Source organism: Achromobacter piechaudii NBRC 102461, from assembly GCF_001571245.1.
Classification (GTDB): domain Bacteria; phylum Pseudomonadota; class Gammaproteobacteria; order Burkholderiales; family Burkholderiaceae_B; genus Achromobacter; species Achromobacter piechaudii.
In genome coordinates this window covers 852,600-877,630 of the sequence record NZ_BCTK01000006.1, presented here as the reverse complement: position 1 = coordinate 877,630, position 25,031 = coordinate 852,600, and the positions used below count along the sequence as shown (strand labels likewise).

The window sequence follows — 25,031 nt, the reverse complement described above, 5'->3', positions numbered from 1 at the left end:
CCGCCATGGAACCCACGCAAGACATAGAACGCCGCCTGCAAGAGCTGGAAATCAAGTCCAGCTTTGCGGATGATCTGTTGGAACAACTGAACCAGATTATCGTCCGCCAGCAACAGCAGATAGATCGACTGCAACGCGAAGTGGCCGACCTGCGCCAACAGGCGCCCGAAGGCGCTGCCCCCTTTCGCAGCCTGCGCGACGAGCTACCGCCTCATTACTGAGGCTCGGCCGCGTCAGTAACCATAGCGCAGCAAGCGCCCCAGACGGCGTAGCGCCGGCACGCGCCGCATCAACCATATTCCCATGCGGGCTGGCCGGCTGAACCTCGTCCATTGCGTCTCGCCCGTCTCGTCATAGACGGCCTGCTCGGTGCGCAGGCGCAGGCCCGGCACCTGCGCTTCCAGATGCTGCGGGTCGGCCAGGCTCCAGCGCATCGCGGCGCCGGTCGCGCGGAACATGTGGTTGCGCGACGCCAGCGCCAGCCCCATCCGCGAATAAGCGTCAAACAGCACTTCGCCCGACGGGAACTGCGTGGTGATCACCCGCAGCAATTGCAGCACCTCATCTTCGTGCAGATACAGCAGCAGCCCTTCGGCCACCACCAGCGTCGGCCGGTCGGCGGGTATGCGCGTCAACCAATCCAGTTCCGACAGCGCCGTACCGATCAGTTCGCAGCAGGCGCGTGAGGGATACAGCGCGCGCCGCAACGCAATCACCTCGGGGTAATCCACGTCGAACCACGCCACCTGGGGCGACGGGTCCACCCGGTACACCCGGCTGTCCAGCCCGCATCCCAGATGCAACACCGTCGCGTCGGGATGCGCGGCGAGGAACTGCCGCACCCAGCCATCCAGCGTATGGGCCCGCATCGACAGGCCGATCATGGCGTCGCGGCTCATGCGCAACGCCGAAAAATCATGGTCCAGCCGCGCCACCGCGTCGGCGGCGTATCCATCCTGTAACACCGATCCCGGCAGCTGGCTCTCTGCCGCCTTCGCATAAAGCGTGATCAACAACGTGGCTTTTTCACCGGTCAGCCGGACCTTTTCCATGCGGGCTCCTCTATGACGTGGGCGACGGCGTTATCGATTCCATAGGTGGAATCTATTCCTTAAATCGAACAGTATTCTTCCATTTATGGAAATATCTTTTACGGATACTAGGGTTTATCCCTACCCCTAATCGGCGCAGAATTCAGTCATCGGGAAACAGCAACGAACCACGACGGATAGGCCGCCGGATTCGCACCCTAGGCTCTTGAAATCGGAGATTTACCATGAAGAAGACCCTCGCTACCGCTCTAATGTTGTCCTTCGCCGCCCTGAGCGCCGGCGCCTACGCATCGCAGAACATCGAACCGAACAACGTGCCGTTCCAAGGTGTGTACGGCACCCAATACGAAGGCCCGACCCGCGCCCAGGTGCAGGCCGAACTGGCCGCCGCCAAGGCCGCTGGCCTGGTGACCAACGTAGAACCGAACAACGTGCCCTTCCAAGGCGTTTACGGCGGCCCCCAATCGGGCAAGACCCGCGCCGACGTCCAGGCTGAACTGGCAACCGCCAAGGCCGCCGGCCTGGTGTCCAACGTCGAACCGAACGACATGCCGTTCGCAGGCGTCTACCACGGCAACTGATCTGCCTGACAACGATCAACTCCTCCCCTTGTTGTACCTTGGCCGCCATCAACTGGCGGCCTTTTTTGCGCGTGCCAAGGGCGTGGCAAACGCAGCACCTTCGCGTACTATCGGCTCCAGTGCCAGCAAAAAAAATCTGACTTATCAGACAGGGAGCCTATCTTGAAATACACCCGCGTTCTTGCCACATTGCTCGTCGCAGTCGGCGTATCGACAACGGCGGTCGCCGCACCGCCCGTGATGCTGAACAATTCCCTCATCACGCAAATTCCCAACGGCGACCGGGCCTCTTTCCACGAAGCCATCGCGCAGGCCTTGAACCAATCGGCCGACGGCCAGCGCACCGAGTGGACCAGCAAGACCCAACCCAAACGCGCCGCGCCCATCACCGTACAACTGACGCCCACGCAAACCAGCAAGGTCAAAGACGACCGCGTCTGCCGCTTCCTGGTCGCGGACTTCGCGCGCACCAGCACGACGGAAAAATGGCAATTCTGGTTCTGCAAGCAACCGGATGGGACCTGGAAGGCGAGTAGTAATTGAGGGGGGGCTGAAGCCGCCTCTCCAAAAAAAATGGCCCCGAATATTTTCGGGGCCATTTTCATTGTCGCAAGGCGCGGAGTCCGCAATGCCGGGCCGCTAGCTCTTGCTTGACCCCTGCACCCCGCACCACTGCGCGATGAACAGCGCGATGGTCTTGGTGATCAGGCGTACCGACTCTACATGCACGCGCTCGTCAAAGCCGTGGATGTCCAGTGACTTCGGGCCGTAGACGAGGGTGGGCATGTCGCCGTAGATGACGAAGACGCGCGCGTCCAGATAGCCCGGGGTCGTGAAGCTTTGCAGTTCGCTCTGGAACGCCTGGCGGTGGCAGTCGCGCAACGTGTTTTCAGCGTCGGAGCCTTCTTCCAGCACGTAGCCTTCGGCGTAGAAGCCGGTGTAGGTGACCGTGGGCGGCGTGCCGCCCAGGCGGGGGTCGGAGACGGCGGCGCGCAGGCAGGCGTCGATTTCGGCGCGAGCTTCGTCCGCCGTCGTACCGGGATAGATGGCGGCGCGCACGTCGAATTCGCACCAGGGCGGCACCGTGGAAGGCCAGTCGCCGCCTTCGATCTTGCCAATGTTGAAGTTGATGGGATGGTCCAGGTGTTCGAAATGGCGGTGGCAGTGATGTTGCCCGTTCCACTTGGTTTCCAGCTTGCGCAGCGCTTCGATGGTGGCGTAGGCGGCGTCGATGGCGTTGAAGCCATTGGCCATTTCGCGCGTGTGCGTGGGCAGCCCTTGCACGCGCACCTTGAACCACAGGACGCCCACGTTGGCGCGCACCAGCATGTTTTCTTCGGGTTCGGGGATGATGACCGCGTCGGCCTTGTAGCCGCGCAGCAGAGCGGCCAGCGCGCCGTTGCCCGTGCATTCCTCTTCGACCACCGACTGGAAATAGATGGGGGCCGCAGGCGCATAGCCGGCCGCGCGCAGCGCATCGTAGGCGAACAGGTTGGCGGCCAGGCCCGCCTTCATGTCGCCAGCGCCGCGTCCGTACATCCAGCCGTCGATGATGGCCGGATCCCAGGGCGAACGGCTCCACATTTCCTGCGGGCCGGTCGGCACCACGTCCACGTGGCCGTTCAGGATCAGCGAACGTCCGGTCTGCACGTCGGGGCGATAGGTGCCGACCACGTTGAACGCGTTCTCGTACGAGACGGTGACGGGGCCAAAGCCCGGATGGGACTGGATATCCTTCACATCGATCTTCCAGCGGTCCATCGCAAAGCCGCGCTGCCGCATCGCCTCGTACAGAAAGTCCTGCGCGGTGTGTTCCTGCTCGCGCAGCGACGGAAAGCGGACGAGATCCTGCGTGAAGGCCAGTTGCGCATCGAAGCGCTCGTCCACCGCTTGCAGGATGCGGCGCGTCTGTTCGGCCGTCAGCGCGGCGGGGGCTTGGTGAGTGTCCATGGTGTCTCCTTGAAGATGAAGGTTGCGCGCGCGGACTAGGCGGCGGGCGTGACGGTTGCGGGGGACGCAGCGCGGCGCGGCTTGTAATTGGCCAGGCCCCAGATCGAGACCAGCGTGATGGCCGACAGCGCGGAATAGAACAACGCCAGCGGCAGCCACTGGCCGGGATACTGATGCGACAGCCAGGTGCCGACCAAAGGCGTGAAGCCGCCGGCGATGGCGCCGCACAACTGATACGACAGCGAGATGCCCGAATAGCGCACATGGGTTTCGAACGCGGCGCTGATGAACCCGGCCATGGCCGAGTAGATCGTCGCCATGAACACCAGCACGATGGCAATGCCGGCCACGATGCTCAACGGCGTCGCGTGGCTAACCAGCATGAACATCGGGTACGGCGCCAATACCGAGCAGGCCGCCGCGACCATCAGCACGCGCGCGGTGCCCAGCGATTCCGCGAACCACGCGGCCAGCGGTTGCACGATCAGCTGGATGATGGCGACCGCGAACAGGCAGTCCAGGATCATTGCGCGGTCCAGGCCCAGCGTCTGCGTGGTGTAGGCCAGCATGAAGGTGTTGGTGAAGTAGATGCCGCCAATCGCCACCGTACACACGCCCATGCACAGCAGCACCGTGCGCCACGCGGTGCGCAGGACTTCACGGGCCGGCACCTCAGACGTTTCCTGCTGTGCTAGCACCTTGGCGAAGTCGGGCGATTCGCTGACGCCGATGCGGATGAAGTACCCCACCCCCAACAGCACGGCGCTGACCAGGAACGGAATGCGCCAGCCCCACGACAGAAAGTCGGCTTCGTCCAGCGTGGTGATGAGCCGGAACGCCACCAGCGAAAGAATCAGGCCGGCGGGGCTGCCCAACTGCGCGAACGAAGCCGCGAAGGTGCGCCGCCGCTGCGACGCGTGTTCGCCCGCCATCAGCACCGCGCCGCCCCATTCCCCGCCCACCGCCAACCCTTGCGCCAGGCGCAGGATCAACAGCAGCGCGGGCGCCAGCATGCCCGCCTGCTCGTAGCTGGGCAACAGGCCGATGCCGACGGTGGCCACACCCATGATGATGAGCGTGGCCATCAGCGCATTCTTGCGGCCGACCCGGTCGCCCAGATGGCCGAACACCAGGCCGCCCAGCGGCCGCGCAAGAAAGCCCGCCGCGAAGGTGCCAAAGGAAGCCATCGTGCTGACGAAGGGATCGGCGGTGGGAAAGAACACCTTGCCGAACACCAAGGCGGCGGCGGTGGCGTAGATGTAGAAGTCGTACCACTCGATCGTGGTGCCGATGAACGCGGCGGCAGCGGCGCGTACCGGCTGCCGGGCGGCGGATGGATGGGCGGGGGCCGACATGTTTCCTCCTTGGATATTTGAATTCGATGGCGGCTTTATCGCCCGCGCGCCCAAGCAGCGTCAATTTCTGATTTTTCATCATCGACTTAAGTAGAATTAATGTCTCGATATGATGGCGATCGCGCTCCGCTGGCGTCCGACGTTCGTCACCAATTCTTTATCGATCAAGGTGTTATGAAAGAAAATCCTCAAGGCCCGACGACGATTGCCCGGACTGGCGAGCGTCTGGACTGGAACCTGCTACGCACGTTTCTGGTCATCGCCCAGGAACGCAGCATTAGTGGTGCTGCTATCAAATTGCACTTGACGCAGTCGGCCGTCAGCCAGGCGCTGCGCCGGCTGGAACAGCAGCTCGATCGCAGGCTGATCGAACGCCATCACTCGAAATTCGCCATCACCCGGGCCGGGGAAGAGGTGCGCCAGGCGGCGCTGGCGATTCATGGAAACGTGTCGCAGCTGGTCAGCGATGTGGCGCAGGCAGAAGAAGAAACGGTGGGACGCATCCACCTGCTGGTGGCCAGCCGCATCCATTCGGCGGTGTACGACGATTTCTGGGCGCGCTTTCATCGCGCCCATCCGCGCATCGAAGTGCAGCTGGACGTGCTGCCCAGCAGCGAAATCGTGAACGTGCTGCAACAGCGCGGCGCCACGGCGGGCATCGCGCTATGCCGGCAGATTCCCAAGCGGCTGGACCACAAGCTGTTCCTGCAACAACGCTATGCGCTGTTCTGCGGCAAGAACCATCCGCTGTTCGGCCGCACGGACATCCGCATGGAAGATCTGCTGAACGAGAATTTCGTGTCGTTCGCCAGCGACGCGCTGGGAGACAGCCTGTCGCCGCTCACCATCTTCCGCGACCAACGCGGATTTTCCGGCAGCATCATCGCGACGTCTTCCCAGCATGACGAGGTCAAGCGGCTGCTGGTCGCGGGCTTTGGCATCGGCTGCCTGCCCGAGCACAGCGTGTGGGCCGATCTGGCGGAAGGCCGATTGTGGCGCTTGCCGCCTGGCGAAGGCGTGTGCGCCGCCGACCTGCATCTGCTGTGGCACGGCGACGCGCACCGCAGCGCCGCCGAAGCGCTGTTCATTGCGGCGTTTCGTGACCACATCGACAACTATTCCCTGCCCCAGCGGCTGCTGCCGCAACTGCCCTGAGCGCGTGCCACGCGCGCTTCGGACGTACAAAGAAAACGCCCCGCAAGCCGCGCGTCGAGCGCGGTTTGCGGGGCGTTGAGGGCAGGCTTGCCGGATCAGGCGGCCGGTTCGATGCGGTTTGCGTCCAGCACCGTCATCGCGGTCATGTTGATGATGCGGCGCACGGTCGAGCTGGAAGTCAGGATATGCACCGGCGCGTTCGCGCCCAGCAGGATCGGGCCGACCGCCACGTTGCCGCCCGCCGCCGTCTTGAGCAGGTTGTAGGCGATGTTGCCGGCGTCCACGTTCGGGCACACCAGCAGGTTGGCTTCGCCCTTCAAGGTGGAGGACGGCAGGATGCGCATGCGCAGCGCTTCGTCCAGTGCGCAGTCGCCATGCATTTCGCCGTCGATCTCGATCTCGGGCGCGGCTTCGCGCACCAGTTCCAGCGCGCGGCGCATCTTGGCGCCCGAAGCAGAACTGCCCGTGCCGAAATTCGAGCGCGACAGCAGCGCCACCTTCGGCGCCAGATTCATGCGCGCCATTTCGTGCGCGGCCATCACCGTGAATTCGGCGATCTGCTCGGCGGTGGGTTCGTCGTTGACATGCGTGTCCACCAGCACCACCGTGCGCTCGTTGAGCAGCAGGATGTTCATGGCGGCGTACACGTTGTGACCCGGGCGGCGGCCAATTACCTCATCCACGAACCGCAGGTGATCGTGATACGCGCCGACGGTGCCGCAGACCATGCCATCGGCATCGCCCAGGTGCACCATCATCGCGCCGATCAAGGTCAGGCGGCGGCGCATTTCGACGCGCGCCATTTCCTTGGTGATGCCGCGACGGCACATCAGTTCCCAGTACGTCGTCCAGTACTGATGGAAGCGTTCGTCGTATTCCGGGTTGGTCACTTCGACGTCTTCACCCAGGCGCAGGCGCAGGCCGAATTTCTCGATGCGCGACAGCAGCACGGCGGGACGGCCCACCAGGATGGGACGGGCCAGGCCTTCGTCGACCACGACCTGCACGGCACGCAGCACGCGTTCGTCTTCGCCTTCGGTGAACACGATGCGCGCCTTGCCGCCGCCGCGCACGATGCGCTTGGCGGCCGAGAACAGCGGCTTCATGAACGCGCCCGAGTGGTACACGAACTGCTGCAACTGCTCTTCGTAGGCTTCCAGGTCAGCCAGCGGGCGCGTGGCCACGCCGCCGTCCATGGCGGCCTTGGCCACGGCCGGCGCGATGCGCACGATCAGGCGCGGATCGAAGGGCTTCGGGATCAGGTATTCAGGGCCGAACGAAATGTCGTAGGTGCCATAGGCGGCCGCGACCACTTCGTTCTGTTCCTCTTCGGCCAATTGCGCAATGGCGTACACCGCCGCCATTTCCATTTCGCGCGTGATGGTGGTGGCGCCCACGTCCAGCGCGCCACGGAAGATGTACGGAAAGCACAGGACGTTGTTGACCTGGTTCGGGTAGTCGGAACGGCCCGTGGCCATCACCACGTCATCGCGCACGCCATGCGCCACTTCCGGCAGGATTTCCGGCGTGGGGTTGGCCAGCGCCAGGATCAGCGGACGCGTGCCCATTGCCGCGACCATCTCGGGCTTGAGCACGCCACCGGCCGACAGGCCCAGGAACACGTCGGCGTCCTGGATCACTTCGGCCAGCTTGCGCGCGTCCGTCTTTTGCGCAAAGCGCGCCTTGTCCGGATCCATCAGCACGGTACGGCCTTCGTAGACCACGCCTTCGATGTCGGTAACCCAGATGTTTTCCAGCGGCAGGCCCAGGTCCACCATCAGATCCAGGCAGGCCAGCGCCGCGGCGCCCGCGCCCGAGGTCACGACCTTGACCGTCTTGATGTCCTTGCCCACGACCTTCAGGCCGTTGATGAACGCGGCCGAAACGGTGATGGCGGTGCCATGCTGGTCATCGTGGAAAACCGGAATCTTCATGCGCTCGCGCAGCTTGCGCTCGACGGTGAAGCATTCCGGGGCCTTGATGTCTTCCAGATTGATGCCGCCGAAAGTGGCTTCCAGGCCGGCAATGATCTCGACCAGCTTGTCCGGGTCGGTTTCGTTGATCTCGATATCGAACACGTCCAGGCCGGCGAACTTCTTGAACAAGACCGCCTTGCCTTCCATCACCGGCTTGGAAGCCAGCGCGCCGATGTTGCCCAGGCCCAGCACGGCCGTGCCGTTGGTGATGACACCGACCAGATTGCCGCGCGCCGTGTAGCGATACACATTGGACGGATCCGCCACGATTTCTTCACAGGCCGCCGCAACGCCCGGCGAATAGGCCAGCGCCAGGTCGCGCTGGTTGACGAGCGGCTTGGACGCCACGACGGAAATCTTCCCCGGGGTGGGAAACTCGTGATAGTCCAGAGCTGCCTGGCGGTCGGATGGCGAATTCATGGGGCGATAGCCTCGTATGACGTGTAGGTGTGACGGATAAGTTTGAAAAATTCTAGGCGCACAGGCATAAGGTGATCATTCGGATTTAATATTGTTCCATTACCTTTACCTTATGACCTGTCTATGACGGCCTTTGACCCGGATGCCGTAATCCGGAAACTGACCTCGCGGCTGAAAATGCGCCACCTGATGCTGCTGCTTCAGATCGAGCAGCACGGCTCGCTCACGCGCGTGGCCGAGCACATGGCCACCAGCCAGCCCGCCGTCACCAATGCGCTGGCGGAATTGGAAAGCATGTTCGACGTGGCGCTGTTCGACCGCTCGGTGCGGGGCATGACCCCCACCGCCCTGGGCGCGGTGGTGCTGGCGCGGGCGCGCGGACTGGTCCATGACCTGGGCCATCTGGTGCAGGAAATGGAGGCGGTCGCAGCGGGCCATGCCGCGCATTTGCACATCGGCGTCATCCCGTTCGTATCGGGTCAGATGCTGTCGGCCGCCATCGGCCGCACCTTGCCGCAGGGGCGGCGCATCACCGCGACCATCCACGAAGGCCAGGGTCCCGCCCTGCTGCGCCAGCTGCGCGACCACACCCTGGACATCGTGGTCGGTTGGGCCACGCCGTCGGTGGACCTGAGCAATATCGACTTTGAAGTGCTTTACCACCAGCAGCCGCGCCTGATCGCCAGCCGGCGTCTGGCGGCGCGACTGGGGCGCTCGCGCCTGGAATGGAACCGGCTGGCCGACCTGGACTGGATCCTCGGCACGCCGGGCAGCCCGATCCGCGAACAGGTTGCGGACATTTTCCTGCGTGCCGGCGTCGCGCCGCCGCCGCCCTCGGTGCAAAGCGATTCGTCCAAGCTGATCGGCGAAATGATCGTCGCCAGCGACCGCGCGGTGTCCATCCTGCCAGCGGATATCGCCGACGAGCTGGTGCGGATCGCGGGCGCGGCAATCGTGCCCTATTCGTTTGACTGGACCTTGCCGCCCATCTCGCTGTTCACCCGGGCCGACGGCCTGCGCCGCAACGTCGATGCCTTGTTCGCCTCGGCGCTGCGCGAGGTCTATACCAAGGGCGCGCGGCCTGCGGCCTGAACCGGGCAGCGCCGACGAAATTGTCAACCAATGCAAACGGCGGCCCGATCGGGGCTGCCCCGATCCTATACTTGCGGCGCCAAGTTTCATGCTGGAGGCCGCCGCTTGTTCCCCACCCCGCCCTCGAACGCGCCGCGTCGCGCCCTTACCCTTGCCCTGATTGGCCTTGCCGCAACAGCCGCCTTGTCGGGCTGCAATTCGATGCTTAACGAAGGCACCGGCGCGGCGGCCGGTATCGCCGGCACCGCCATCGCCAACAAGGTCACCGACAACGCCACCGTCGCCACCGGCATCGGCCTGGGCGTACAGGCTGGCGCCAAGGCCGCGCTGGCCTACGCGCAGCGCAAGACTCGCGGCGAAGAACAGGACGCCATTGCCACGGCTGCCGGCGCGCTGGACGTGGGCGCGGTCGGCCCATGGCGCGTCAAGCACCAGATTCCCATCGAAAGCGATGCGCAGGGGCAGGTGTCGGTCAGCCGCCTCATCGGCGGCGTGGGGCTGCAATGCAAGGAAGTGGTGTTCTCCATCGACACGCCCGCCGAGAAAGAGCAGGCCGGTCCGCAGCGCGAGTTCTTCGTCACCACCATCTGCCGTGACGGCGCGCACTGGCGCTGGGCCAGCGCCGAGCCGGCCACGGCCCGCTGGGGGTCCTTGCAGTGATCCGAGGCGCTTGCTTGTTGGCGCTGGCGGCCTGCGCCGTCTTGTCCGGCTGCCAGAGTTCATCGATCGGCGGCGCGACCGGCGCGGTGGTGGGCACGGTCAGCGGTGCGGCAACGGCCAACCCGGTCGCGGGGTACGCCATCGGCGTCACCGTGCAGGCGGCCGTGGACGCCACCGTGAAATACGTGCTGCGCGAATGGAAGAATGATCAGCAGAATGTGATGGCCAACGCGGCGGGAGAACTGCCCATCGGCCAGATACGCCACTGGCAGATCCGGCACACATTACCCGTGGGCAACGAAAGCGGCGGCATCCAGGTCGTGCGCGACATCGACACGCCGCTTGCGCGCTGCCGAGAAGTGCTGTTCACGGTCGAACAGGAAGACGCCCCCGCGCCCGCCTACACCAGCCAGATCTGCCGGCAGCCCGGCGGGCAATGGAAATGGGCGGCGGCCGAACCGGCCGTCGCGCGCTGGAACGGCTTGCAGTAGCAGTTGCCGGCGTCGAGCCCGGCAAGCGATACTGGATCGCCACCACTTGCCCCCACTCGCCCCCATGCCTACCGGCCAATTCCTGATGCAGCGCAGCGTGCTTGCCGGCGTGCAGGCAGTGGCCGCGCACAGCCGCCACGCCTTCGCCCGGCATACGCATGACCAGTTCGGGATCGGTGTGATGCGCCTGGGCGCGCAGGTATCGCACAGCGGCAGGGGACAGGTGCAGGCCGGGCCTGGCCACGTCATCACGGTCAATCCCGGCGAAGTCCACGACGGCGCGCCCATCGGCGACACGCCGCGCGCATGGCAGATGCTGTACCTGGATCCCGACGTGGTGCTGCACGCCGCGCTTGAGCTTGATGACGCCGACACCAGCGGCGCGTCTTATGAATTCGAACATCCGGCGCGTCACCAACCCGCGCTGGCACGCGACGTCTTACGCCTTTACGCGCAGGCCATCGCCGACCCCGCCCCGCTGGCCTGCGACGCGCTGTTGCTGCGCATCCTGGCGAAAGCGCGCGGCGACGGCCTGCCGCAAACATCGGCTGACGCGTCCGGCAGCGTTCCCGCCAGCATCCGCCACGCGCGCGCATTGATCGATGATGACCCCGCCGCGATCTTGTCGCTTGCCGACCTGGGCAGCGCCAGCGGACTGAGCCGTTATCAAGCGCTGCGTGCGTTCACCCGCGCCACCGGCATGACCCCGCATGCGTACCAGATCCAACGGCGATTGCTGTTGGCGCGCCAGCTGATCCGGCGCGGCCTGACCTTGGCCGACGCGGCCACGGCCAGCGGCTTTGCGGATCAAAGCCACATGACGCGGCTCTTCACGCGGACATATGGCGTATCGCCACGCCGCTACGCGTTGGCGGCTTGCCCCGATTGAACGGTTTGCCGGCCATGAATAGTGGGTTCCGCATGAGTACTTTCCGGACTTGAAACGCTTGCGCAGCCGGAACCCGCTGAACCGCACGCTGCAATTTCGTTCAAGACTCGCGCGCACGCTGCCCCCAAGCTACGCCTTTCAGTCAGCGATGGGGCAGCAATAGTGTCGAACGAAAAAGTGCGCGGCTATGCCTGCTTGTCGGCAGCCATGGTGCTGGTAGGCAGCACGGTCGTCGCCAGCAAGATCATCGGGGCCGGCATGCCGCCGTTCACCGCCACCGCCCTGCGCTTTGCCATGGCGCTGCCCTGCTTCGCATTGTTGATGGCCGTCACCGGCGCGCGCCCGCCGCGCCTGTGCCTGCGCGATGGCTTGCTGCTGGTCGCGCAGGCCATCGCGGGCAGCGTGGGATATACGACCTTGCTGATCGCCGGCTTGCAGCGCGCCTCGGCCGTGGACGGCGGCATCATCCTGGGCACGCTGCCCCTGGTGTCCGCCGCCATCGCCATGCTGCTGCTGCGCGAACGGCCCGGCCGGGCCACGCTGGCGGCGATCGCGCTGGCGGCCATCGGCGTCTGGCTCATGGCCCGTGGCGGCGGCGATGCGGATGCGCCGCAGTCATGGCTGGGCAATGCGTTGATCCTGGGCGCCGTGATCTGCGAAGGGCTGTTCATCCTGCTGAACAAGCGCTTGCGGGTGCCTGTGCCGCCCCTGGCCCAGTCCACGCTGATGACGGGCTTTGGCCTGGCCTTCTCGGTACTGGCCAGCATGACCGAGGCGCCCTGGTCGCTGAGCTTTTCCAGCGACGCCATGCTGGCGGTGGGCTATTACGCGCTGGTGCCGACGGTGGGCGGATTCCTGCTCTGGTACGCCGGGTCGGCGCGCGTGGCGGGCGCGGAAGCGGCGCTGTTCACCGCGCTGGCGCCGGCTTCAGCCGTGTTGTTGGCAGCGACCGTGCTGGGCGAAACGGTGACGCCGGCACAGGCGGCGGGCATGGCTTGCGTGCTGGCCGGCGTGTTGGCGCAGGCGATAAGCGCGCGCCCTACCCCCGGCTGAAGGCCATCGCGAACTCGTCGGAAAAAATATCCGCCAGCGCATGCCGCAAGGCCGCCGCGCGTTCCTCGCCATAGGCCGCTTCGAAACGGCGCTGCGCGTCTTTCCACAGGCGTTTGGATTCAGCCAGCTTGGCGCGCCCCCCATCGGTCAGCGCCACACGGCGGCTGCGGCCGTCGCGTTCGTCGCGCGAGGTTTCCACATAGCCGTCGCGCTCCAGCGGCTTCAGGTTGTGCGCCAGGGCGGATCGGTCCAGCACCAGCGCGCGCGCAAGATCGGTCATCGACGGCGTACCGGCGCGGGCGATGTGCACCAGGATGGAATGCTGCGACACCTTCAGGCCGCATGGCGCCAACACCGTGTCGTACAACTGCGAGACGCGCCGCGTCGCCTTGCGCAAGGCGGCGCCGTTGCAGACGAGCGGGTCCGGAGTCGGGACGAAGGCGGTGTCAGTGTCGGACATGGGCAGGCGACAAGCAGAGTGGTTCGGGCAAGCTCAATACGCTACTGCCGGGACCAGCCGGCGTCCAGCGCATTCTTGACAGATATTGGCATATGCACGTAAATTTTATCGCATCCTGTTCAGGCCCTCGCCCATGTCATCGACACCTACGCCTCGCCCCGCCAACGCGCGCCTGCAGGCGATGCTGGAAGCGCCCATCGCCCCTACGTTGGCGCGCCTGGCCTGGCCCAATATTTTGATGATGTCGGCGCAGTCCGCCACCGGGCTGATCGAAACCTGGTTCCTGGCGCGCCTGGGTACGTCCGTGCTGGCGGGCGTGGCGCTGGTGGTGCCCGTGCTGTTCCTGATGGGCAACATGTCGCAGGGCGCGATGGGCGGCGGCATCTCGGCCGCCGTGGCGCGCGCGCTGGGCGGTGGCAGGCAGCAAGAGGCCGACCAGTTGGTGCTGCACGCCGTCGTGCTCAACGCGCTGCTGGGCCTCCTCTTCTGCGTACTGTTGCTGGCCTTCGGGCCGCAGCTATACCGCGCGCTGGGTGCGCAAGGCGAAGCACTGGACGCCGCCCTGGCCTATTCCAACGTCATCTTCGGCGGCATCGTGCTGATGTGGTTGATGAACGCCTTCGCCAGCGTCATCCGCGGCACGGGCAACATGCTCGTGCCCGGCGCGGTGATCTGCGGCGGGGCCTTGCTGCTGATCCCCTTGTCGCCCTGCCTGATCTTCGGTTGGGGACCGTTTCCCGCGCTGGGCGTGGCGGGCGGCGGCTGGGCGCTGGTCATTTATTACGGCGTGGGCGCGCTGATCCTGGGCGCGTACTGCGCCAGCGGCCGCAACCCGGCGCGGCTGGTCGCCAGCCGCCTGCACCTGTCGCTGATGCGCAGCATCCTCAGCGTCGGCGCGCTGGCCACCTTGAACCCGCTGCTGACCAACGCCCTGGTTGCCTTGACCGCCGCGCTGGTCGGGGCCTATGCGGGCACGGCGGCAGTGGCGGGCTACGGCATCGCGGTGCGGCTGGAATACCTGCTGATTCCGATCGCCTTCGGGCTGGGCGCGCCCATGGTCGCGATGGTGGCGTCCAACATCGGGGCGGGCCAGCCCGAGCGCGCGGTGCGAATCGCCCTGACTGGCGGCGCGATGGCCTTCGTGCTGGCCGAGGCCATCGGCCTGGCGGCGGCCTGCTTTCCCGAAGCCTGGCTGCGCCTGTTCGGCGCGCAGGACCACATGCTGCAAGCGGGCGCCGTCTACCTGCAAACCGTGGGACCGGTGTACGGCTTTTTCGCGATGGGATTCTCGATGTACTTCGCCTCGCAAGGCGCGGGCCGCTTGAAGTGGCCCTTGCTGGCCGGTTGCCTGCGGCTTGCGACCGCCGTGGGCGCGGGCGGCGTGGCGCTGCACCTGACGGGCTCGTTGACGGTCTTCTTCCTGGTGGCGGCGGTGGCGATGTGCCTGTACGGCCTGATCATCCTGGCGGCGGTCGCTTCCGGGTCGTGGTTTGAACGCGGCCATCTGCACAAGCCGCGTCCGCTCGCGGGCTCGTAAGCGGCGCATCTCGCAGCGCGTAGTCCACCAGTTCGGCCGCATAAGCCGGCAGCGCGTCGCGCACGCAGAGCACCAGATCGCGCGTGGCCCACTCGTCGGACAGCGCCACGCGCTGCACACCCGCCGACCTGCCCAGCCGCACGGCGGCCACGCGCGGCACGATGGCAACGCCCACGCCCTGCCCCACCATCCTGCACACGGCGTCAAAGTCCCGCAGCCGCACGCGATACGACAACGCCTTGCCCGCGCGCCGCGCATGATGCGCCAGGTGCGCTTGCAGCGCGCTGCCTTCGACCAGCCCGATGAAGTCCTCGTCCGCCACCTCTTCCAGCTTGAGCGACTGCCGCCGCGCCAGCGCATGGCCGCGCGGCACCACCAAGGTCAGGGGGTCATGCCGGAACGTGCGCGTGTAGAGGCCGTGCAGATCGGCGGAATCGGCCAGCACGCCGATATCGCAGGCGCCGGCGCGCAAGGCATCGGCGATTTCCAGGCTGGTCCGTTCTTCCAGATCGACGGACACGTTCGGATGGTCGCGCAAGAAGTCGGCCAGCACGGGCGGCAGATATTCACTGAACGCCGTGGTGTTGCACAACACGCGCACATGGCCTTTCAGGCCATGACCATAGTGATCGAGCTCACCACGCATGCGGTCGATCTGCGCCAGCACGACACGCGCATGATGCGCCAGCGTCCGCCCCGCTGGCGTGGGCTCGACGCCGCGATGCGCGCGCACCAACAGCGCCACGCCCAGCGCGCCTTCCATGCCGCGGATGCGTTCGCTGGCCGATGCCAAGGTCATGTGAGTACGCTGCGCGCCGGCCGTGATCGAGCCTGTCTCGTGCACGTTAAGAAAAAGACGAAGGTCGGTCAGGTCGAATCGCATTCGGCCAGCGTAGCACGCCAGCCTATGGCCTGGCCGTAGGCTGGCTCTGCCATTTCCCGATGCAAGATCCCGCTGTCCGAAGGCAAGATGGCGTGTCGGGTTTCTTGATTCTGGTTTTCACATGACTCTTTTCCTGGTCGCTCTGATGTTGCTCCACCCCTTGGTCGTGCTGCGCTCGCTCCCGGCATGGAAAGCCGGCATCAGGCCCAGCCATAGCCTGACTGCCGATACGGTGATGACATGAACACGGTGGCTCTACTGCCCGGCGGCACGGCCGCCATCCTGGCCGCCTGCATCGCGGTGTTCGTCCTGGCCGGCGTGGTCAAGGGCGTCGTGGGCTTGGGGCTGCCTACCATTGCGATGGCGATGCTGGCCTTGCTGATGGCGCCCGCTCAGGCGGCCGCCTTGCTCATCGTGCCGTCGCTGATCACCAATCTCTGGCAGGCGCGCCCCTGGCCGACGCTGCCGCGCATCCTGCGCCGCATCGGCGCCATGCAGGCCGGCATCTGCGTCGGGACACTGGCCGGCGCGCTATGGCTGGGCGCACCCAGCGGTCAATGGGCCAGCGTGGGGCTGGGCCTGGCGCTGATCGCCTATGCCGCGTGGGGCATGTTCGGCTCGCCCCCGCCCGTGCCGCGCCGCCATGAAAACATGCTGGGCGCGCTGGTCGGCGTAGTCACCGGCGCCATCACCGCCGCCACCGGCGTGTTCGTCATCCCGGCCGTGCCATTCCTTCAGGCGCTGAACCTGGGCAAGGACGGACTGATCCAGGCCATGGGCATCTCGTTCACGGTGTCCACGGTGGCGCTGGCGGCGGGGCTGTGGCTGAACGGCGGCTACAGCCCCCAGGCGGCAGGCGCATCGGTCTTGATGTTGCTGCCGGCGCTGGGGGGCATGGCGCTGGGGCAATGGCTGCGCAACAAGCTGTCCGCCCGGATGTTCAAGCGATGCTTCATGATCAGCCTGGCGTTGCTGGGCGCTTGGCAAGTGTTGAACGGCTGGACGGGTTGAGGTGCAGTCGGCAAGGTGCTCGATGCGCGACCGTGCTCCATCAGCGCCCGCCCGGGATCAGTCATGCCGCTCGTTCAGCGGACATGCTCAGGCCGCGAGGCGGCGCTCGTCGACAAAGCCGATCGATACCGACATCTCGCGCCAACGCGCCAACTCCTGCTGCACCGACTGGATCTTGACGCGCGCCTGATCGAACGCGTCACGTCCCAGGAACAGGTGCAGCGGCGCGTACTGCGCCTGCGCCGCCTGGATCAGCGCCTGCGCGGCCTTGGCCACGTCGCTACCGCCCTGCCCGTGCGCCGAGTGCGCCAGGTGCGCCGCCCGTTCCGGCGAATCACCGCCATCGCGCGGCGAATGCTCGCGCAACGCGCCGGGGTAGACCAGCGACACGCGCACGCCCCAGGGCGCCGCCTGCGCGGCCAGCGCCTCGGTCAATCCGCACACCGCGAACTTGGCCGCGCTGTACGCGCCCCACTCGGCATGCCTGCCATCGAAGCCAAGAATCGACGAGACATTGATGACATGGCCACTACCCTGCGCCCGCATGCGCGGCAGCACCGCGCGTATCACGTTCAACGTGCCGAAGACATTGATGTCGAACGAGGCGCGCACCTGCGCGTCGGACAGCTCGGCCAGCGATCCCGGGCACGCGGCCCGCGCGTTGTTCACCACCACGTCCACGCCACCGAACGCGGCCACGGTCGCGTCCACCGCGCGGCGCACATTGCGTTCGTCAACCAGGTCCACCGTCAACGGCAGGAACTGACCCTCAAGCTTGGCGCCCACCGCTTCCAGCAACGCATCGCCATCCCGCGACGTCGCCGCCACTTTGTGCCCTTGGTCCAGCAGCATCTTCACCAGCGTCAGGCCCAAGCCCGTGGATGCACCCGTCACCAACCAGATTTTTTCGGCATTCATGCGATTCCCTTCCCTTGCTTGCCAGCTTGCGGCCCCCCGGCAAGATGCCTGGCGGGCGGACTCCGAACGGCAAATTCCTGATGGAAATCGCTGCCCCGAGCCTGGAAGGAATGTTAAAAATCGCACGCCTGCCCGTACAGCCTCGTTCTTGCGTGATACCTGCCTATTTCTCCATGGATGCGGAAGGCGGCAGACGTCCCCAACCGGGGCCCGCTCGGCAAGGCCACGCGGAATGTCGGATAATTCCCCTGTTTCCCGCCGCTGCACGCGGCGGATTTTTGTGGGCGCGCGTCGCCCGCCAGCATTCGGAGTCAACTATGCATCGCGGTATTCAGGCGATTGAACAATTCATGGAATCCATCGGCCTGACCTGGCGCCCCGGCTCGACCGAAAGCGCCGAGCTGCGCGTCAGCTACCGCATCGGCAACACGCGCCCGCTGGGCATCGACCGCACGCTGGTCGAATTCCATTGCGACGCCAAGCGTCCCAAGGTCTGGGTGCCCGAGTTCTCGCGCACCAGCTTTCATCAGTGGTTCGAAGTGCCGTTCCAGGAATTCGAATTCACCCCCGGCGGATCGATGCTGAAAATCAAAGCGCCCGCGCGCGGCAACGCTCCCCCTTACAGCGTGGGCATCAAGCCGCTGGCTTGAAGGTCCAACGCCCCTGCCTGCGGTGCGCCGCAGGCCAGACGGGCCAGATTTGACTCGACCGGGTCAAATCTGGCCCGTTTTTCTTTTGGCTTATCAAGGCCTTACGAAAACGGGTCAAAACCGCCCGTCAGACCCGCTTGTACATAATCGTGGTCGCGTCCAGCTTGCCCGCATCGTGCGGGTCGCGGCTGAAACCGGGGATCTGGCCGACCGTGACGTACCCGGCCGATACATAGAGCGGTTCGGCGCTGTCGCCCGTGCGGGTGTCCAGCGTGATCAGGCTGCGGCCCAGCGACACGGCGTGCGACTCGGCGGCGTTCAGCAAACGGCGCGCGATGCCTTGGCGGCGGAAATCCGGGTGGACGAGCAGCTTGCGGATCTCGGCACGGTGCGGTTGATTGGGCGGCGTGTCGCAGTCCAGTTGCACCGAGCCGGCCAGGCGTCCGTCCTGGCGCGCGACCCACAACGACAACTTTCCTTGCGCGACGGCGGGCAGAACCTTGGACTGCCAGAACGCGTTGGCCTCGTCCATCGTCAGCGGCAACACGAAGCTGACGCTGGCGCCATCCTGCACGCAGGCGTGCAGCAGTTGGCCCAGTTCGTCCAGGCAGGCGTGGGCGGCATCGGCCGTCAAGCGGGTCAATTCAAGGGAGGTACTGGTTTGGGACATGGCGGACTCAGACGATGAACAACAGATAACGGGCGCCGTGTTGCGGCGGGGTCACGAACAGGCTGGCGCCGAACAACTGGTACCGCAGGCAATCGCCGGGCGCGAGCGCGTACGTCTGCCCATCGACGGTGATCTGCAATTGCCCTTCCAGCATCAACAGATGGTGTTCCAGCCCGGGCCGGGGCGACTGGTCATAGGCGATGCGCGCGCCGGGGGCCAGTTCGCATGCCAGGACTTCGCCGGCCAGTTGCTGGGCCGGCGGCGACACCGAACGTCGGCGAAAGCCCGCGCTGTCGTCGACCCACACGGCCTGCGCATGTTCGGGCACCAGCGGCGCGAAGTCGTCTTCCACCATCATCATCAGGCGCGACATGGTCATGCCGTGCGCGGCGCACAGCTTGCCCAGCACCGAAGCGGTGGGGCTGACCTCGGCGTTTTCCAGGCGCGAGAGGGTGGCGCGGCTGACGCCAGCCAGGCCCGCGAGATCGTCCAGCGACCAGCCGCGATCCTGTCGCAGCGCGCGAAGTCGGTGAGCGATACGGCGGTCCAAATCCAGCTCATTGATAGCGTTTTCCATATTCGGGAATTTATCTCATATACGGAAAACTCACAATATCCGGGCGATGAAAGAATTTTCGGCACAATACGGCATGCCTTTGGCCAAATTCCTTCTCATGCCCGCACTCTGTTTATCTTTTCTTGGCGGTTGCAGCCTGCCCCCGCTGGACAAGCGCCCTGAATCGCAGGCGCTCACGCCGGCCGAGTCGGCGGCTACGGCGCTGGGTCGAGGCATTGCGCCCGTGGCTGCCGCGCATCCCGGCAAGTCGGGAATCCACCCCTTGGGCGACGCGCACGACGCCTTCGCGGCCCGGATGATGTTGGCGCGCGCGGCCGAGCGCAGCCTGGATGTGCAGTACTACATCTGGCACAACGACATGACGGGCACCATGCTGCTCGAAGCGCTGCATGCGGCGGCCGACCGGGGCGTGCGGGTGCGCCTGCTGCTGGACGACAACGGCACGGCCGGGCTGGACAAGGTGTTGGCGGCGCTGGACGCCCATCCGCTTATCGAGGTGCGGCTGTACAACCCGTTTGTCCTGCGCTGGCCCAAGCCGCTGGGCTACGTCACGGATTTCAGCCGGCTGAACCGGCGCATGCACAACAAATCGTTTACCGCCGACAACCAGGCCACCATCATCGGCGGCCGCAATATCGGCGATGAATACTTCGGCGCCGCCAGCGGCGTGCTGTTTACCGACCTGGACGTGTTGGCGATCGGCTCGGCGGTCAACGATGTCTCGCAGGATTTCGATCGCTACTGGGCCAGCGATTCGGCCTACCCCGTGGACCGGATCCTGAAACCCGCCGGCCCCGGCGAGCTGGACGCGCTGGAAGAACAGGCAAACAAGGTCGAAGGCTCTCCGGAAGCCGCGGCCTACGCGCGGGCCATGAAGCAATTGCCGTTCATCCGTCAGTTGCTGGAGGGCAACCTGCCGCTGGAATGGGCCGACACGCGCATGGTCAGCGACGATCCGCGCAAGACGCTGGGCACGGCGCCGCGTGAAGCCATGCTGCCGCATCAGCTGCATGAAATCATCGGCGAGCCGACGCGCGATCTGCAACTGGTGTCGCCGTATTTCGTGCCCACGGCTCGCGGCACCGAGGCCTTTGCCAAACTGGCGCAAAGCGGCGTCAAGGTACAGGTGCTGACCAACGCGCTGGAGGCGACCGACGTGGCGGTGGTGCATTCGGGCTACGCGCGCCGCCGCAAGGATCTGCTGGCGGGCGGCGTCCAGCTGTACGAGATGAAGCGTCAGGCGGGCGGGGCCGAACGCAACAAGAGCATGGGCCCATTCGGCAGCTCCGGCTCCAGTCTGCATGCCAAGACCTTCGCCGTAGACGGCGAGCGCGTGTTCATCGGGTCGTTCAACTTCGATCCGCGATCCGCCACGCTGAATACCGAACTGGGTTTTGTGATCGACAGCCCGACGCTTGCGGGCCGCATTGCCGAAGCCTTCCAGCAGGAAGTGCCGCGCGTGGCGTACCGCGTGTGCCTGGACGAGCGGGGCGAGCTGATCTGGGAAGAGCAGCGCGACGGCCAGCCGCCGCTGCGCCACGATACCGAGCCCGGCACGTCCGCGTGGAAGCGGTTCTCGGTGTGGTTTGTTTCATTGCTGCCGATTGAATCCATGCTGTAAGCGCGCGCAAGGTTGTCAGCCGGTGCGTATTGGCGCCCCCATCGCAACAAGCGGAGTTCCCCTCTGCTCCATCGGACGTAGACTGACTGTTTTCCCGCCCCATTCCCACCGACATGGACGCCCCGCTCTGCCCCCCGTTGCCCGACCTGGACTGGACCGCGATCACGCACTCGCTGGACGCGAACGGCAACGCCATCGTGCCCGGCCTGTTGACGCCCGCGCAATGCGTCGAACTGGCGAACGGCTACGCCGCGCCCGATCGCTACCGCAGCCGTATCGTGATGGCGCGCCATGGCTTCGGGCGTGGCGAATACAAGTATTTTTCGTATCCCTTGCCGTCCTTGCTGCAAGGCTTGCGCACGGCGCTGTACCCGCGCCTGGCCCCGATCGCCAACCGCTGGAACCGCCAGTTGGGCGTGGCGATGCAATACCCCGATGACCACGCCGACTTTCTGCAACGTTGCCACGATGCCGGGCAACGGCGGCCCACGCCGCTGATCCTGCAATACGGCCCCGGCGACTACAACTGCCTGCATCAAGACCTGTACGGCGAGCACGTGTTTCCGTTGCAAGTGGCCGTGCTGCTGTCGCGCCCCGGCCATGACTTCACGGGCGGCGAATTCGTGATGCAGGAAACCAGCAGCCGCGAGCAGCGCGTCGAGGTCCTGCCGCTGCAACAGGGCGACGCGCTGATCTTCACCGTCAACCTGCGCCCCGTGCCGGGCGCGCGCGGCTGGCGCAAGACGGCGATGCGGCATGGCGTCAGCGCGCTGCATGGCGGCCAGCGCCACACGCTGGGCCTGATCTTCCACGACGCGCAGTAACGCTCACCATGACGCTGAACCTGTTCAACGACGAAGACACCGCGCAGCACGGACGCGAGCAGATCGGCCCGCAGTCGTTCGTGCTGCGCGGCTTTGCGCTGGCGGACACCGACGCCCTGCTGCACGGCGTGGACACGGTCACGGCGCAATCGCCTTGGCGCCACATGCAGACGCCGGGCGGCTACACCATGTCGGTGGCGCTGACCAATTGCGGCGAGTGGGGCTGGACGACGGACGCGCACGGCTACCGCTATGCGCGCATCGACCCGCTGACCGGCCAACCCTGGCCCGACCTGCCCGCCGCCTTCGAACGCCTGGCGCAAGCCGCCGCGCAAGAGGCGGGCTTTGCAGGCTTTACGCCCGATGCCTGCCTGGTGAATCGTTATGAGCCCGGCGCGCGGCTGTCGCTCCACCAGGACAAGAACGAACGCGACTTTGATGCGCCCATCGTGTCGGTGTCGCTGGGCATGCCCGCCCTGTTCCTGTTTGGCGGGGACGACCGCGCGGACAAGGCGGCGCGCGTGCCCTTGTTTCATGGCGACGTCGTCGTCTGGGGCGGCGTGGACCGCTTGCGCTATCACGGCGTACTGCCGGTCAAGGACGCGCCGCATCCGAGGCTGGGCAGCCAGCGCATCAATTTCACGCTGCGCAAGGCGGGCTGATACTAGGGTTCGCCGCGTCTGGCTGGGCGCAATCGGCAGCCCTACACTTGCGCACCCCCTTTGCGCCCTCTGCGCGACCTTGCGCTTCGCCGCCGACAACCATGCGTATCCGCCTCCGCCAGCTGCTTGCCCGCCTGCCGATCCTGACCCCGTCGTTTTCCAGAATTGCGCTGCCCCGACCGCCATTGGCCGCATTGTGGCTTGCCGGCCTGGCGCTATCTTCCCCCGCCCTGGCCACGGAGCCTGCCGCACTGGTCGAGAATTCCCTGGGCATGGCTTTCGTGGCGGTCCCCGCCGGCACGTTCCAGATGGGCAGCGAGGAATCGGCGGACACGCTTGGCCGCGACTACCCGCAATATCCCAAGGACCGCTTCGCGCAGTTGTTCGACGAGGCGCCGGTACACACCGTACGCATCACGCGCCCCTTCTATATGGGGCGCACCGAAGTGACGGTGGGCCAGTTCAGGCGCTTCATCGAAGCGTCGGGATATGTGCCCGAGTCCGAGGCGGACGGCACGGGCGGCTATGGCTACAACGCCGCCTATGACCCCGACAAGTCGGAACGCGGCGACGCCTTCGAGGGCCGGGACCGCCGTTATTCCTGGCGCAATCCGGGCTTCGCGCAGACGGACGAACACCCGGTCGTGAACATCAGCTGGAACGACGCCACGGCGCTGGCGCGCTGGCTGACGCAGCAGGAAGGCCACGTCTACCGCCTGCCCACCGAAGCGGAATGGGAATACGCCTGCCGCGCGGGCACCCGCACGCGCTACCAGAACGGCGACGCACCCGACGGCATGGCCGACGTAGGCAACGGCTTTGACGCCGACGCCGAACCACTGTGGCCAAAATGGCACGCTTTCGCCACGCCGCGCCACGACGGCAATACTTTCACTGCGCCGGTGGCCAGCTATGCCGCCAACGCCTTCGGCTTGTACGACATGCACGGCAATGCCTGGGAATGGGTGTCGGACTGGTACGGCGAAGACTATTACGCACACTCGCCCACGGACGACCCTGAAGGCCCCGCCAGCGGCAACGTGCGCGTGCGCCGGGGCGGGTCATGGCACACCTGGGCGCTGTACACGCGCTCGTCCTATCGCAACTGGAATACGCAGGAAACCCGCTACCCGCTGGTCGGCCTGCGGCTGCTGCGCGAGGCCGATTGAGGGAAAGGGGCGCGGGCGGGTTAGCATAGCCGCACGCTTAACCTCAAAGAGAGTCCTGACATGCATTCGCTGGGCCGTCTCGTCCTTCTCGTGAACGACTACGACACTGCCATTTCCTTCTACCAAGACAAGCTGGGCATGGAGGTGTACGCAGATATGCCCGTCGGCCAGCAACGCTACGTGCACCTGCGCCTGCCCGCCCAGCCCTCGGTCGGTGTCTGGCTGTTGCAAGCCCTGACGCAGGCGCAGCGCGACCGCGTCGGCGACCAGACCGGTGGCCAGCCGGTGGGCGTGTTCTACACCGACGACGTCGTCCGCGATCACAGCAACTTCGCCGCGCGCGGCGTGCGCTTCACCAAGGAGCCCGTCCATGACGACACCACCGTCTACGCCCACTTCATCGACCTGTACGGCAATGAATTCGTGCTGGTGCAGGTGAAGCCCTAGCCTGGCCGAAGGCCGCCATGACCCGGGCAACACCGACAAAGGACTGGATACTTCGCGCGGCCGACACCGGCCACGTGGAGCGCATCGAAGCCTATTTCGGGGGTCATGGCTACGACATGCACCGGCACGACACCTACGCCATCGGCCGCACGCTGTCCGGCGTGCAAAGCTTCAATTACCGCCGCGCCTGCCGGCACAGCCTGCCCGGCGGCACCATCGTGCTGCATCCCGACGAACCGCATGACGGCCAGGCGGGCACCGAAGCCGGCTTTCACTACCGCATGCTTTATGTCGAACCCGCGCTGATCCAGCAGATATTGGGCGGACGGCCCCTGCCCTTCATCCCGGGCGGGATCTCGGCCGACGCCAGGCTCTACGCCGCCAGCGACGCGCTGCTGCAAGACACGCACGCGCCGCTCGACTCCCTGCAGGAAGACGACGCCCTGTACGACCTGGCCCACGCGCTTTGCGCCGCGGCCGGCAGCCGGCAAGGACGTCGCAGCCCCGACTACATCGCCACCGAGCGCGCGCGCCAATATATCCATGCCTCGCTCGACGCCCCGATCACGCTGGACGCCTTGGCGCAGGCGGCCGGTAAAGATCGCTGGAGCCTGTCGCGCGACTTTCGCGCGCTGTTCGGCACCAGCCCCTACCGCTACGTCATGCTGCGCCGGCTGGATCTGGCGCGCCGCCTGATCGCGGCGGGCGCGTCGCTGGCCGATGCCTCGGCCAGCGCCGGCTTCACCGACCAAAGCCACCTGACGCGCCGCCATGCGCAGACCTACGGCATGACGCCCGACCGGTGGCGGCGCATGCTGCACGGCTGACTGCGCCGCTGCCTGCACCACAAACTACCCCGCCGACGCCAACTGCCGCCCAAACCTGCAAGAACGTACAAGACGCGGGGCCTCGACCCGCTCTAAGCTGG

Annotated in this window: 27 protein-coding genes; 18 read left to right on the top strand and 9 right to left on the bottom strand. The window is 66.0% G+C overall.

The window, feature by feature from the left end; translation table 11 throughout:
• The first annotated feature begins 5 nt into the window (after positions 1–5).
• Entirely contained in the window at positions 6–221 is a 216-nt protein-coding gene (locus API01S_RS16075) for a SlyX family protein (protein WP_006221330.1), read from the top strand.
• Positions 222–233: 12 nt separating this feature from the next.
• Here API01S_RS16075 and API01S_RS16070 read toward each other — a convergent pair whose 3' ends face one another.
• Positions 234–1,052 carry a class I SAM-dependent methyltransferase gene (locus tag API01S_RS16070; protein ID WP_061305243.1) on the bottom strand — a complete coding sequence of 273 codons (819 nt, stop codon included), beginning with the start codon at positions 1,050–1,052 and terminating at the stop codon, positions 234–236.
• Positions 1,053–1,276: 224 nt separating this feature from the next.
• Here API01S_RS16070 and API01S_RS16065 point away from each other — a divergent pair, with 224 nt between their 5' ends.
• Both API01S_RS16065 and API01S_RS16060 read left to right on the top strand, forming a co-directional pair.
• Positions 1,277–1,633, top strand: coding sequence for a DUF4148 domain-containing protein (locus API01S_RS16065; protein WP_061305242.1), 357 nt, complete (start codon positions 1,277–1,279; stop codon positions 1,631–1,633).
• A gap of 162 nt (positions 1,634–1,795) precedes the next feature.
• Positions 1,796–2,176: a hypothetical protein gene (locus API01S_RS16060; RefSeq protein ID WP_061305240.1), complete on the top strand. Its 381-nt coding sequence runs from the start codon at positions 1,796–1,798 to the stop codon at positions 2,174–2,176.
• Positions 2,177–2,272: 96 nt separating this feature from the next.
• On the opposite strand, the gene API01S_RS16055 is transcribed toward API01S_RS16060, so the two are convergent.
• Positions 2,273–3,583, bottom strand: coding sequence for an ArgE/DapE family deacylase (locus API01S_RS16055; RefSeq protein WP_061305237.1), 1,311 nt, complete (start codon positions 3,581–3,583; stop codon positions 2,273–2,275).
• 35 nt (positions 3,584–3,618) lie between these two features.
• Positions 3,619–4,938: an MFS transporter gene (locus tag API01S_RS16050; RefSeq protein WP_061305235.1), complete on the bottom strand. Its 1,320-nt coding sequence runs from the start codon at positions 4,936–4,938 to the stop codon at positions 3,619–3,621.
• Between the two features lie 174 nt (positions 4,939–5,112).
• Here API01S_RS16050 and API01S_RS16045 point away from each other — a divergent pair, with 174 nt between their 5' ends.
• A complete protein-coding gene (locus tag API01S_RS16045) occupies positions 5,113–6,093 on the top strand; it encodes a LysR family transcriptional regulator (protein WP_061305233.1) in 981 nt (326 codons plus the stop codon).
• Between the two features lie 95 nt (positions 6,094–6,188).
• Here API01S_RS16045 and API01S_RS16040 read toward each other — a convergent pair whose 3' ends face one another.
• Entirely contained in the window at positions 6,189–8,489 is a 2,301-nt protein-coding gene (locus API01S_RS16040) for an NADP-dependent malic enzyme (protein ID WP_006221337.1), read from the bottom strand.
• A gap of 123 nt (positions 8,490–8,612) precedes the next feature.
• Between API01S_RS16040 and API01S_RS16035 the strand changes: the two genes are divergently transcribed.
• The 5 genes from API01S_RS16035 to API01S_RS16015 all read left to right on the top strand — a co-directional run bounded on the left by API01S_RS16035 (position 8,613) and on the right by API01S_RS16015 (position 12,674).
• Entirely contained in the window at positions 8,613–9,581 is a 969-nt protein-coding gene (locus API01S_RS16035; RefSeq protein WP_006221338.1) for a LysR substrate-binding domain-containing protein, read from the top strand.
• A 105-nt stretch (positions 9,582–9,686) separates the two neighbouring features.
• Positions 9,687–10,241 carry a hypothetical protein gene (locus tag API01S_RS16030; RefSeq protein ID WP_006221339.1) on the top strand — a complete coding sequence of 185 codons (555 nt, stop codon included), beginning with the start codon at positions 9,687–9,689 and terminating at the stop codon, positions 10,239–10,241.
• Complete coding sequence (locus API01S_RS16025) at positions 10,238–10,732, top strand: hypothetical protein (RefSeq protein WP_050729309.1); 495 nt, start codon at positions 10,238–10,240, stop codon at positions 10,730–10,732. The genes API01S_RS16030 and API01S_RS16025 overlap by 4 nt, the downstream gene beginning before the upstream one ends.
• 64 nt (positions 10,733–10,796) lie before the next feature.
• Complete coding sequence (locus API01S_RS16020) at positions 10,797–11,621, top strand: helix-turn-helix transcriptional regulator (protein ID WP_050729310.1); 825 nt, start codon at positions 10,797–10,799, stop codon at positions 11,619–11,621.
• Between the two features lie 159 nt (positions 11,622–11,780).
• On the top strand, positions 11,781–12,674 hold the full coding sequence (locus API01S_RS16015; RefSeq protein WP_082306043.1) for a DMT family transporter: 894 nt from the start codon (positions 11,781–11,783) through the stop codon (positions 12,672–12,674).
• Here the strand turns inward: API01S_RS16015 and API01S_RS16010 are convergent.
• Positions 12,661–13,134 carry a MarR family winged helix-turn-helix transcriptional regulator gene (locus tag API01S_RS16010; RefSeq protein WP_006221343.1) on the bottom strand — a complete coding sequence of 158 codons (474 nt, stop codon included), beginning with the start codon at positions 13,132–13,134 and terminating at the stop codon, positions 12,661–12,663. The genes API01S_RS16015 and API01S_RS16010 overlap by 14 nt on opposite strands.
• Positions 13,135–13,267: 133 nt before the next feature.
• Here API01S_RS16010 and API01S_RS16005 point away from each other — a divergent pair, with 133 nt between their 5' ends.
• The gene (locus tag API01S_RS16005) at positions 13,268–14,671 is read left to right on the top strand and encodes an MATE family efflux transporter (RefSeq protein WP_050729311.1); all 1,404 of its coding nucleotides are present in this window, start codon (positions 13,268–13,270) and stop codon (positions 14,669–14,671) included.
• On the opposite strand, the gene API01S_RS16000 is transcribed toward API01S_RS16005, so the two are convergent.
• A complete protein-coding gene (locus API01S_RS16000) occupies positions 14,592–15,554 on the bottom strand; it encodes a LysR substrate-binding domain-containing protein (protein WP_050729312.1) in 963 nt (320 codons plus the stop codon). The genes API01S_RS16005 and API01S_RS16000 overlap by 80 nt on opposite strands.
• Positions 15,555–15,794: 240 nt before the next feature.
• On the opposite strand from API01S_RS16000, the gene API01S_RS15995 reads away from it, so the two are divergent.
• A complete protein-coding gene (locus API01S_RS15995; RefSeq protein WP_050729313.1) occupies positions 15,795–16,565 on the top strand; it encodes a sulfite exporter TauE/SafE family protein in 771 nt (256 codons plus the stop codon).
• Between the two features lie 87 nt (positions 16,566–16,652).
• On the opposite strand, the gene API01S_RS15990 is transcribed toward API01S_RS15995, so the two are convergent.
• Positions 16,653–17,483 (bottom strand): SDR family NAD(P)-dependent oxidoreductase, encoded by an 831-nt coding sequence (locus tag API01S_RS15990; RefSeq protein WP_006221348.1) that lies wholly within the window; start codon positions 17,481–17,483, stop codon positions 16,653–16,655.
• 317 nt (positions 17,484–17,800) lie between these two features.
• Here API01S_RS15990 and API01S_RS15985 point away from each other — a divergent pair, with 317 nt between their 5' ends.
• On the top strand, positions 17,801–18,133 hold the full coding sequence (locus API01S_RS15985; RefSeq protein WP_006221349.1) for a hypothetical protein: 333 nt from the start codon (positions 17,801–17,803) through the stop codon (positions 18,131–18,133).
• Between the two features lie 127 nt (positions 18,134–18,260).
• On the opposite strand, the gene API01S_RS15980 is transcribed toward API01S_RS15985, so the two are convergent.
• Both API01S_RS15980 and API01S_RS15975 read right to left on the bottom strand, forming a co-directional pair.
• Complete coding sequence (locus API01S_RS15980) at positions 18,261–18,803, bottom strand: GNAT family N-acetyltransferase (RefSeq protein WP_006221350.1); 543 nt, start codon at positions 18,801–18,803, stop codon at positions 18,261–18,263.
• A gap of 7 nt (positions 18,804–18,810) precedes the next feature.
• Positions 18,811–19,380: a helix-turn-helix domain-containing protein gene (locus API01S_RS15975; RefSeq protein WP_050729314.1), complete on the bottom strand. Its 570-nt coding sequence runs from the start codon at positions 19,378–19,380 to the stop codon at positions 18,811–18,813.
• Between the two features lie 73 nt (positions 19,381–19,453).
• On the opposite strand from API01S_RS15975, the gene API01S_RS15970 reads away from it, so the two are divergent.
• The 6 genes from API01S_RS15970 to API01S_RS15945 all read left to right on the top strand — a co-directional run bounded on the left by API01S_RS15970 (position 19,454) and on the right by API01S_RS15945 (position 24,930).
• The gene (locus API01S_RS15970) at positions 19,454–21,001 is read left to right on the top strand and encodes a phospholipase D family protein (RefSeq protein WP_061305618.1); all 1,548 of its coding nucleotides are present in this window, start codon (positions 19,454–19,456) and stop codon (positions 20,999–21,001) included.
• Between the two features lie 113 nt (positions 21,002–21,114).
• On the top strand, positions 21,115–21,825 hold the full coding sequence (locus API01S_RS15965) for a 2OG-Fe(II) oxygenase (protein ID WP_050729315.1): 711 nt from the start codon (positions 21,115–21,117) through the stop codon (positions 21,823–21,825).
• Positions 21,826–21,833: 8 nt separating this feature from the next.
• Positions 21,834–22,487, top strand: coding sequence for a DNA oxidative demethylase AlkB (gene alkB, locus API01S_RS15960; protein ID WP_006221354.1), 654 nt, complete (start codon positions 21,834–21,836; stop codon positions 22,485–22,487).
• Positions 22,488–22,588: 101 nt separating this feature from the next.
• Positions 22,589–23,656, top strand: a complete 1,068-nt coding sequence (locus tag API01S_RS15955) for a formylglycine-generating enzyme family protein (protein WP_231689403.1) — start codon at positions 22,589–22,591, stop codon at positions 23,654–23,656.
• A gap of 60 nt (positions 23,657–23,716) precedes the next feature.
• Positions 23,717–24,103: a VOC family protein gene (locus API01S_RS15950; protein WP_006221356.1), complete on the top strand. Its 387-nt coding sequence runs from the start codon at positions 23,717–23,719 to the stop codon at positions 24,101–24,103.
• A gap of 17 nt (positions 24,104–24,120) precedes the next feature.
• Entirely contained in the window at positions 24,121–24,930 is an 810-nt protein-coding gene (locus API01S_RS15945; protein WP_006221357.1) for an AraC family transcriptional regulator, read from the top strand.
• Positions 24,931–25,031: the final 101 nt, after the last annotated feature.

What these genes read in the sequence shown, in the direction of transcription:
- API01S_RS16075 (WP_006221330.1), top strand. Translation starts at nt 6, where the DNA reads ATGGAACCCACGCAAGACATAGAACGCCGCCTGCAAGAGCTGGAAATC.
- API01S_RS16070 (WP_061305243.1), bottom strand. Translation starts at nt 1,052, where the DNA reads ATGGAAAAGGTCCGGCTGACCGGTGAAAAAGCCACGTTGTTGATCACG.
- API01S_RS16065 (WP_061305242.1), top strand. Translation starts at nt 1,277, where the DNA reads ATGAAGAAGACCCTCGCTACCGCTCTAATGTTGTCCTTCGCCGCCCTG.
- API01S_RS16055 (WP_061305237.1), bottom strand. Translation starts at nt 3,583, where the DNA reads ATGGACACTCACCAAGCCCCCGCCGCGCTGACGGCCGAACAGACGCGC.
- API01S_RS16050 (WP_061305235.1), bottom strand. Translation starts at nt 4,938, where the DNA reads ATGTCGGCCCCCGCCCATCCATCCGCCGCCCGGCAGCCGGTACGCGCC.
- API01S_RS16045 (WP_061305233.1), top strand. Translation starts at nt 5,113, where the DNA reads ATGAAAGAAAATCCTCAAGGCCCGACGACGATTGCCCGGACTGGCGAG.
- API01S_RS16040 (WP_006221337.1), bottom strand. Translation starts at nt 8,489, where the DNA reads ATGAATTCGCCATCCGACCGCCAGGCAGCTCTGGACTATCACGAGTTT.
- API01S_RS16035 (WP_006221338.1), top strand. Translation starts at nt 8,613, where the DNA reads ATGACGGCCTTTGACCCGGATGCCGTAATCCGGAAACTGACCTCGCGG.
- API01S_RS16020 (WP_050729310.1), top strand. Translation starts at nt 10,797, where the DNA reads ATGCCTACCGGCCAATTCCTGATGCAGCGCAGCGTGCTTGCCGGCGTG.
- API01S_RS16010 (WP_006221343.1), bottom strand. Translation starts at nt 13,134, where the DNA reads ATGTCCGACACTGACACCGCCTTCGTCCCGACTCCGGACCCGCTCGTC.
- API01S_RS16005 (WP_050729311.1), top strand. Translation starts at nt 13,268, where the DNA reads ATGTCATCGACACCTACGCCTCGCCCCGCCAACGCGCGCCTGCAGGCG.
- API01S_RS16000 (WP_050729312.1), bottom strand. Translation starts at nt 15,554, where the DNA reads ATGCGATTCGACCTGACCGACCTTCGTCTTTTTCTTAACGTGCACGAG.
- API01S_RS15995 (WP_050729313.1), top strand. Translation starts at nt 15,795, where the DNA reads ATGAACACGGTGGCTCTACTGCCCGGCGGCACGGCCGCCATCCTGGCC.
- API01S_RS15990 (WP_006221348.1), bottom strand. Translation starts at nt 17,483, where the DNA reads ATGAATGCCGAAAAAATCTGGTTGGTGACGGGTGCATCCACGGGCTTG.
- API01S_RS15985 (WP_006221349.1), top strand. Translation starts at nt 17,801, where the DNA reads ATGCATCGCGGTATTCAGGCGATTGAACAATTCATGGAATCCATCGGC.
- API01S_RS15980 (WP_006221350.1), bottom strand. Translation starts at nt 18,803, where the DNA reads ATGTCCCAAACCAGTACCTCCCTTGAATTGACCCGCTTGACGGCCGAT.
- API01S_RS15975 (WP_050729314.1), bottom strand. Translation starts at nt 19,380, where the DNA reads ATGGAAAACGCTATCAATGAGCTGGATTTGGACCGCCGTATCGCTCAC.
- API01S_RS15970 (WP_061305618.1), top strand. Translation starts at nt 19,454, where the DNA reads ATGCCTTTGGCCAAATTCCTTCTCATGCCCGCACTCTGTTTATCTTTT.
- API01S_RS15965 (WP_050729315.1), top strand. Translation starts at nt 21,115, where the DNA reads ATGGACGCCCCGCTCTGCCCCCCGTTGCCCGACCTGGACTGGACCGCG.
- alkB (WP_006221354.1), top strand. Translation starts at nt 21,834, where the DNA reads ATGACGCTGAACCTGTTCAACGACGAAGACACCGCGCAGCACGGACGC.
- API01S_RS15955 (WP_231689403.1), top strand. Translation starts at nt 22,589, where the DNA reads ATGCGTATCCGCCTCCGCCAGCTGCTTGCCCGCCTGCCGATCCTGACC.
- API01S_RS15950 (WP_006221356.1), top strand. Translation starts at nt 23,717, where the DNA reads ATGCATTCGCTGGGCCGTCTCGTCCTTCTCGTGAACGACTACGACACT.
- API01S_RS15945 (WP_006221357.1), top strand. Translation starts at nt 24,121, where the DNA reads ATGACCCGGGCAACACCGACAAAGGACTGGATACTTCGCGCGGCCGAC.